Annotated in this window: 7 protein-coding genes; all 7 read left to right on the forward strand. The window is 67.1% G+C overall.

Translation table 11 applies throughout. The annotated features are described in order from the left end of the window. Positions 1–3 precede the first annotated feature (3 nt). Positions 4–1,278, forward strand: a complete 1,275-nt coding sequence (locus LCL61_RS41885; protein ID WP_340684817.1) for a hypothetical protein — start codon at positions 4–6, stop codon at positions 1,276–1,278. Next, entirely contained in the window at positions 1,275–2,225 is a 951-nt protein-coding gene (locus LCL61_RS41890; RefSeq protein WP_340684818.1) for a glycosyltransferase family 2 protein, read from the forward strand. Before LCL61_RS41885 ends, LCL61_RS41890 begins: the two co-directional genes overlap by 4 nt. Beyond that, a complete protein-coding gene (locus tag LCL61_RS41895; protein WP_340684819.1) occupies positions 2,222–3,409 on the forward strand; it encodes a polysaccharide pyruvyl transferase family protein in 1,188 nt (395 codons plus the stop codon). Before LCL61_RS41890 ends, LCL61_RS41895 begins: the two co-directional genes overlap by 4 nt. Continuing rightward, positions 3,406–3,996, forward strand: a complete 591-nt coding sequence (locus LCL61_RS41900; protein WP_340684820.1) for a dTDP-4-dehydrorhamnose 3,5-epimerase family protein — start codon at positions 3,406–3,408, stop codon at positions 3,994–3,996. Before LCL61_RS41895 ends, LCL61_RS41900 begins: the two co-directional genes overlap by 4 nt. 76 nt (positions 3,997–4,072) lie before the next feature. Beyond that, on the forward strand, positions 4,073–5,389 hold the full coding sequence (locus LCL61_RS41905; RefSeq protein WP_340684821.1) for a glutamate-1-semialdehyde 2,1-aminomutase: 1,317 nt from the start codon (positions 4,073–4,075) through the stop codon (positions 5,387–5,389). Further along, a complete protein-coding gene (locus LCL61_RS41910) occupies positions 5,386–6,894 on the forward strand; it encodes a right-handed parallel beta-helix repeat-containing protein (RefSeq protein ID WP_340684822.1) in 1,509 nt (502 codons plus the stop codon). Before LCL61_RS41905 ends, LCL61_RS41910 begins: the two co-directional genes overlap by 4 nt. Before the next feature lie 56 nt (positions 6,895–6,950). Further along, on the forward strand, positions 6,951–8,387 hold the full coding sequence (locus tag LCL61_RS41915; RefSeq protein WP_340684823.1) for a right-handed parallel beta-helix repeat-containing protein: 1,437 nt from the start codon (positions 6,951–6,953) through the stop codon (positions 8,385–8,387). The last annotated feature ends 64 nt before the right edge of the window (positions 8,388–8,451 follow it).

The following is an 8,451-nucleotide window of genomic DNA, read 5'->3' on the forward strand; positions in this document are numbered from 1 at the left end:
CCCATGCGATCACTTCTGCGTTCCCAAGCCGTCCGGGCCATGGCCGGACGGCTCAGCTGGGGCCTCGGCGACCAGGCCGTCTCCAGCATCACCAACTTCGTGGTCGGGCTGTTCGTGGCGCGCTCACTCGGCACGTTCGCCTTCGGCATGTTCAGCCTCGCTTGGGTCAGCTACGGCGTGGTGCTCAACCTGTCGCGCGGGCTGACGACGGATCCGCTGATGGTGCGTTTCTCCGGGGTGCCCACCGAGACCTGGCGGACGGCGACCGCCAGGGCGACCGGGACGGCGCTCTCCGCGGGTGTCCTCGCCGGTGCCATCAGTGTGGTCGCCGGTCTCGTGGTGGGCGGCCCCATCGGCGGCGCGTTCGTCGCGCTCGGCCTGGTCATCCCCACGTTGCTGCTGCAGGACGCGTGGCGGTTCAGCTTCTTCGCAGCGGGGCACGGGAAGAAGGCGTTCGTCAACGACGTCGTCTGGGGCGTCGCCCTGATCCCGGCGCTGTTCATCGCCCACCGGTGGTTCGACTCGGTCGTCGCGTTCATCCTGGCGTGGGGCCTGTCCGGGGCGGTCGCCGCCGGATACGGCTGCCTGCAGGCCGGGGTCCGGCCGGATCCGCGCGGCACGCTCGACTGGCTCAAGCGGCACCGAGACCTCGGCACCCGCTACCTGATCGAAAACGTCAGCAACAGCGGCTCGACGCAGCTGCGCATGTACGGACTCGGCGCGATCGCCGGACTCGAGAGCGTCGGCGCGGTCCGCGGCGCCGAACTGCTGCTCGGACCGTTCTTCGCTCTTCTGATGGGACTTTCCCTGGTCACGGTGGCGGAAGGTGCGCGAGTGCTCCAGCGAGCGCCGCATCGCCTACGCCACTTCTGCGCCGTTCTGGGCGCGGGCCAGGCGGCCGCCGCCCTGGTCTGGGGTCTCGCCTTGCTTCTGGTACCCGACGACGCCGGCCGGTTCGTCCTCGGCGACGTCTGGGCTCCCGCCTCCGAACTGATCCTCCCGGTGACCATCGGTATCGCCGCGGCGGGATTCAACACCGGGGCGGCCGCCGGATTGCGTGCGCTCGGCGCTGCGAAAAGGAGCCTTCGCGCCCAGCTGATCAACTCGGCCGGCTATGTCGGTTTCGGGCTCATTGGCGCCTTCTTGGCCGGGGCGTCCGGATCCGCTTGGGGAGTCGCGTTGGCGATCACCAGCGGATCGGCGGTGTGGTGGCTTCAGCTCCATTCCGCCCTCAAAGAGCACCTAACTTCGGAGAAGGAAGAAATGAGGACGTCATGAGCACCGCTCCTCGGCTGAGCATCGGGCTCCCTGTCTACAACGGCGAGGATTACCTCGCCGAATCGCTGGACGCACTCCTCGGCCAAAGCTACGAGAACTTCGAACTGATCATCTCGGACAACGCGTCCTCGGACCGCACCGAAGAGATCAGCCGCGAGTACGCGAAGATGGATTCCCGCGTCCGGTATGTCCGCCAACCGGTGAACATCGGCTGCGCGCCGAACCACAACTACTGCGTCGACGTCGCCCGCGGCGAATTGTTCAAGTGGGCGTCCGACGACGACCTCTACGCATGCGACCTGCTGGAACGGTGCGTCGAGGCGCTCGACGAGCACCCCGAGTTCGTCCTCTCGCACTCGTGGACGGCGATGATCGACGAGAAGGCCGTCGTCACGCAGGCACTGGAGTACCCGCTCAACACGGCTTCGCCGCACGCCGCGGAACGCTTCCGCAGCACGTTGTTCGCACCCGGCGGGGACGACGACGGCGCGGTCATCCGCACCGAGGTGCTGCGCCGCGTCGCACCGTTGGACAGCTACCACCACGCGGACCGCACGATCATCTCCGAACTCGCCCTGCACGGCCCGTTCCACCAGGTGCCCGACTGGCTGTACTTCCGGCGTGACCACCCCGGCCGCTCCGAGCACGAGCACCCGACCGTGCGCAGGCGGGCCGCCAACCTCGACCCGAAGCGGGCCGACAAGCTCCGCCACCCGATGGTCCGGTTGCTCGGCGAGTACGTGCTCGGCTACGTCAACGCGATCCGCAACGCGCCGATCTCCGGCGCGGAGAAGCGCGAATGCTTCCGCTATCTGCGGCAATGGATGCTGAACCGGGCGGGGAACCCGGCCATGGGCCGGATGCCCGACCAGGCCGAGGCCGAACTGGGCCCGCGTGAGGTCTCCGTGGCGTCGGTCGTCGCAGGCCAGGAGGGACGAGTCTCTTGACCTCGCCCGCGAGAATCGGGCTGTTCGGACTCCTCGGATCGGGGAACCTCGGCAACGACGGTTCCTTCGAGGCGGTTCTCGGGTATCTGCGCACGGAACATCCGGACGCCGCGCTCAGCGTGATGTGCGGCGGTCCGGAAGTCGTCGCGGCGCGCTACGGACTCGAGACGACCGCGTTGAACTGGTACGAAGGTGAGTACCGAACGGCATCGGGACCGTTTTCCATCGCCATGAAGGGCTTCGGGAAACTCGTCGACATCTTCCGCACGACGGCTTGGGTCAGGCGTCAGGACGTGGTGATCGTGCCGGGGATGGGTGTCCTCGAATCCTCCCTTCCCTTGCGTCCGTGGGGCTTCCCGTACGCACTGCTGCTGCTTTCGGCGTCCGGCCGTCTGGTCGGCACCAAGGTGGCTTTGGTGAGTGTCGGCGCCACCGTGAGCACGCACCGGGCCACCCGGACGATCATCGGCTGGGCGGCGCGGCTCGCGTCGTTCCGGTCCTACCGGGACGAGCCGTCGCGGGAAGCGATGCGCGCGATGGGCACCGACGTCACGAACGACCGCGTCTACCCCGACCTCGCCTTCGCTCTCTCTTCGACTTCGGAGCCGGTGGTGCCCCGTTCCGTCGGAATCGGCGTGATGGCCTATCACGGCGGGAACGACGACAGGGCCCGCGCCGCCGAGATCTACAGGTCCTATGTGGACAAGATGACTCGGTTCGTCGCCGGCCTCGTCGCCGAGGGCCGGCCAGTGCGGTTGTTCATCGGCGACCGGGCCGACGCGCAGGTGGTCGGCGAGATCATGCGGAAGCTGGAATCCCCGCTGGTCACCGCGGCCGACACGGCCACGCTGAACGACGTGATGCGGACGATGTCGACGGTCGAGACCGTCGTCGCCACGCGCTACCACAACGTCTTGTGCGCGCTGAAGCTGGCGAAGCCGACGTTGTCCGTCGGGTACGCCCGCAAGAACGAGGTCCTCATGTCCGCACTCGGGCTCGGGGAGTTCTGCCAATCCGCCAAGGAGATCGACTTCGAGGCGCTGGTGCGCCAGTTCGCCGAACTGGAGTCCAGGGCGGGCGAACTGACCGAGATCGTCGCGAAACGAAGCGCGGAGCAGGAGCGGCTGCTGGACGAACAGTTCGCCGCACTTTCGGCCGCCGTCCTGCCGATGGGAGTCCGATGAAGATCATCCCGGTGCCCGCCATCGCGGGCGCGTACCTGTTCGAGCCGACCCCGCACGCCGACGAGCGCGGCTTCTTCTGCCGAACGTTCGACGCCGACGTCGTCCGGTCGGCGGGGATCGACCCGAACGGGTTCCTCCAGGACAGTGTTTCCCGTTCCCGCAAGGGCGTGCTGCGCGGGATGCACCTCCGCTCGGGGCTCGGTGAGGCGAAACTCGTCCGCTGTTCCTGGGGCGCCGTCTTCGACGCCGTGGTCGATCTCAGGCCGGATTCACCGACGTACCTCGGCAAGGAGACGTTCGAACTGTCCGGGGAGACTCAGGTGTCGCTGTACATCCCGGCGGGTTGTGCGCACGGATTCCAGGCACTCACCGAGTACGCCGACGTCTCCTACCGGATCGACCGCGCGCACGACCCTTCCGAGGACGTCGCGATCGCCCACGACGATCCGGAGCTGGCGATCCCGTGGCCGCTTCCGGTGGCGCTGATGTCGGAGCGGGACCGATCCGCGCTCCCGCTTTCCGCGGTACTGGCGTCCATCGGTGGACCCGCGTCCTCGATGGACGTCGGCGGGACGCCGGCGCGATAGCGGGTCTTCGGCGAGGCGGGTCACGCGGATTCGTCTCAGATTCGCCACCAGGTACTACAGAACACGAGGTGAGAGCATGCCCCGTCAGCTTCCCCGATCCATGCGGGCCAACGAGCGCCTCCACGCGATGATCCCCGGCGGGGCGCACACCTACGCCAAGGGCGACGATCAGTACCCGGAGAACCTGGCGCCGGTCATCTCGCACGGGCTCGGCGCGCACGTCTGGGACGTCGACGGGAACGAGTACATCGAGTACGGCTCGGGGCTGCGCGCGGTCAGCCTCGGGCACGTACACCCGCGGGTGAGCGAAGCCGCCCACCGCGAGATCGACCGGGGCGCCAACTTCGCCCGTCCATCCATTGTGGAGGAACGGGCGGCGGCGAAGTTCCTCGAAACCGTGCCCACCGCCGAGATGGTCAAGTTCGCCAAGAACGGTTCGGACGCCACCACGGCCGCGGTCAAGCTCTCCAGGGCCGCCACCGGAAGGCCGCTCGTGGCGATCTGCCGTGACCACGCCTTCTTCTCCATCGACGACTGGTTCATCGGCACCACGGCGATGTCGTCGGGCATCCCGGACGGGATCACCGATCTCACCGTGTCGTTCCCCTACGGCGACCTCCCCGCGACCGAACGGCTGCTGCGGGAGAACGCGGGCCAGGTGGCCTGCCTCATCCTGGAGGCGTCCACCCAGCTCGAACCGCCCGCCGGGTATCTCGTCGGCCTGCGGGAACTCGCCGACCGGTACGGCTGCGTACTGATCTTCGACGAGATGATCACCGGTTTCCGCTGGTCCGAGGCGGGAGCGCAGGGTCTCTACGGCGTCACGCCGGATCTCTCGACGTTCGGCAAGGCGCTCGGTAACGGATTCGCCGTCTCGGCGCTGGCGGGCAAACGCGAACTGATGGAACTCGGCGGGCTCCGCACCGCCAAGGAGCGCGTCTTCCTGCTGTCCACCACGCACGGCGCCGAAACGCATTCGCTGGCCGCCGCGATCGCGGTCATGGAGACCTACACCGAAGAAGGCATCGCCGCGCGGCTGCACGCGCTCGGCGACCGGCTCGCCGCCGGGGTCCGCGAAGTCGCGGCCTCGGCCGGGGTCGGGGAACACGTCGTCGTGCGCGGCCGGGCGAGCAACCTCGTCTTCGGCACGCTCGACGCCGAGAAGAAACCGTCGCAGGACTACCGAACGTTGTTCCTGCGGCAACTGGTCACGGGCGGGGTCCTCGGACCGTCGTTCGTGGTCAGCAGCGCGTTGTCCGAAGAAGACATCGACCGGACGGTCGAAGTGGTCTCGCAGGCCTGCCTCGTGTACCGCAAAGCGCTCGACGCGGAAGATCCGGCGCCGTGGCTGGGTGGCCGTCCGGTGAAGCCGGTTTTTCGGAGAAGGGTATGAGCTCAAGGATCGCACCTCGCTCGACCGGCATGCGAGCGCTTTGCGCCGCGTTGTCCGTACTACTGCTCCAGGTCACCGTAGAGAACACAGAGCACACAGCGGTGGCGTCCGAAGAGCCGAATCGAGGGGTGTGCGGCACGACCGTCGGCGTCCCTTCCGCCCCGGAAGGCGCCCAGGTCGTCGATCCGGGCACCGATCTGACCGACAAGACCCGGTTCAGCCCGCCGGGGAGCACGTTCTGGCTGGCACCGGGCACGCATACGCTGAGTTCCGACCAGTTCGGCCAGGTCATGCCCAAAGACGGCAACGTCTACCTCGGCGCACCCGGCGCCGTACTGGACGGACGCGGGATCAACCGCGCGGCCTTCACCACGTCGGCCAAGGACGTGGTGATCCGCGGGCTGACCATCCGCGGTTTCGTCGCCGAACGGGACCAGGGCGTGGTCAATCACGACTCCGGTGAGCGCTGGACCATCGAAGGCAACGTCATCGAGGACAACGACGGCGCCGGGATGATGACCGGGACCGGCCAGCGGGTGATCGGGAACTGCCTGCGCAACAACGGCCAGTACGGCATCAACGCCTACCGTTTCGGCGGCGGGCTGACCGATCTGGTGATCGAGGGCAACGAGATCACCGGGAACAACACCGGCGACTGGGAGACGAAGATCCCGGGCTGCGGCTGCAGCGGCGGGGCGAAGTTCTGGTCCGTGAACGGTGCCGACGTCGTCGGCAACTGGGTCCACCACAACCACGGTGTCGGGCTCTGGGCCGACACGAACAACAACGATTTCCTCATCCAGGACAATCTGATCGAGGACAACGCCTCCGAGGGACTGTTCTACGAGATCTCCTACAACCTGGAGCTGATCGGGAACACCTTCAACCGGAACGCGCTGGTGCAGGGCCGCAACCGGGCCGCCAAGGGCGACAACTTCCCGGTCGCCGCGGTGTACCTCAGCGAATCGGGCGGCGAGCCCAGACTGCCCGCCCGGACCAGCCGGATCGACATCCGGGGCAACATGTTCTCCGACAACTGGTCGGGGATCACGCTGTGGGAGAACGCCGACCGGTTCTGCAACAGCCCGGCCAACACGTCGACGCTGTCCTGTACGGCCTTGGTTTCGCCGACGTCCGCCTGCTCCGATCCGGGTATCAAGACCGAACCGCTGTACGGCGACTGCCGCTGGAAGACGCAGCGCGTTTCGGTGCACGAGAACACGTTCGAGTTCGATTCGTCGCTGGAAGGCTGCCTCGGCCTCTGCGGGCGGATGGCGGTGCTCTCGAACTACGGGACCTTCCCGGCCTGGTCGCCATACCGGGGTGCCGTGATCTCCGAGTCGATCACCTTCCGGCAGGACAACCGGTGGTACGACAACCAGTACTACGGGCCCTGGACGTTCGTCGCCCACGACACGTCACGGCGGCTGACCCCGGCGCAATGGCAGGCGGCGCCCTACCTGCAGGACATCTGCAGCGGGTTCGGAGAGCCGGTGACCTGCTGAAGGTTCACCTGTAAGTGTCCACCTGGGACCGTCCATAGTGGCTTACCGTTGCCTTCATGCCCGCGTTCCTGGTTGTTCTGATGCTGCTCGCGACAGGAGTCGTCACGGCTTCGGCGGCTCCTGTCGCGGCCTGCGCCGCGGGGCCGGTGAGCCCGGGCGAACCGGACGGCGCCGTGGTGATCTCCCCGGGGATCGATCTTTCCGCGAAGACACGTGAACTCCCGGCCGGCACGACATTCTGGCTGACCGAGGGCAAGCACACCCTCGGCCCGGACGAGTTCGGGCAGATCATCCCCAAGGACGGCAACGCCTACCTCGGCGCACCCGGCGCCGTACTGGACGGTGGCGGCGTCAACCGCTACGCGTTCACCCAGCGGGCTCGCGACGTCGTCATCCGCGGCCTCACGATCCGCGGTTTCGCGGCGCCGCGCGATCAGGGCGTGGTGAACCACGACTCCGGTGAACACTGGACCATCGAAGGCAACACCATCGAGGACAACCGCGGTGCCGCGATGATGGCGGGTCCGCGTCAGGAGATCCTCCGGAACTGCCTGCGGAACAACGGGCAGTACGGCATCAACGCCTACCGGGCGGGCGACGGGATCACCGGGCTGCTCGTCGAGGGCAACGAGATCACCGGGAACAACACCGACGACTGGGAGACGAAGGAACCCGGCTGCGGCTGCAGCGGCGGAGCGAAATTCTGGGCCGTGAACGGCGCCGACATCCGCGGCAACTGGGTCCACCACAACCACGGTGTCGGGCTCTGGGCCGACACGAACAACAACGATTTCCTCATCGAGGACAACTTGATCGAGGACAACGAGGCCGAGGCGTTGTTCTACGAGATCTCCTACAACGTCGTGGTCCGCGGGAACACCTTCCGGCGGAACACGCTCGTGCAAGGCCGCGCTTTCGCTTCTCGCGGGGACGATTTCCCGGTCGGCACGATCTACCTTTCGGAGTCCGGCGGCGAGCCGCGTGTTCGTGCCCGCACTTCGCTGGTGGAGATCGTCGACAACGTCTTCGAGGACAACTGGTCCGGAATCACCCTGTGGGAGAACGCGGACCGCTTCTGCAACAGCCCGGCGAACACGTCTTCCGGCTCTTGTACCCTCCTCGTCCCTTCGGTCTCCTCCTGCTCTTCGCCGGGGATCACTTCTCGGCCGTTGTACGACGACTGCCGGTGGAAGACCCAGCGGGTCTCCATCCACGGCAACAAGTTCTCTCACGGGTCCGATTGCTCAGGCTTTTGCGGGCGGATGGCGCTCTTGGCGAACTTCGGGACCTATCCGGACTGGTCGCCTTACCGGGGATCTTCCGTTTCGGACGCGGTGACCTTCCGGCAGGAGAATCGGTGGTATGACAACGATTATTCCGGTGGATGGCGGTTCGTCGTTCAGGACACTTCGCGGACCGTGGGGGTTTCGGGGTGGCAGGGGGCTCCTTACTCGCAGGATGCTTGTAGTTCCTTTGGGGATGGTGGGTGCTGAGCGGACCTTTCGCGACGCCGGTCTTTCATGATCAACGGAGGATCGGGGACGTTGAGCGTCCCCG

This window comes from Amycolatopsis coloradensis, from assembly GCF_037997115.1.
Classification (GTDB): Bacteria; Actinomycetota; Actinomycetes; order Mycobacteriales; family Pseudonocardiaceae; genus Amycolatopsis; species Amycolatopsis coloradensis_A.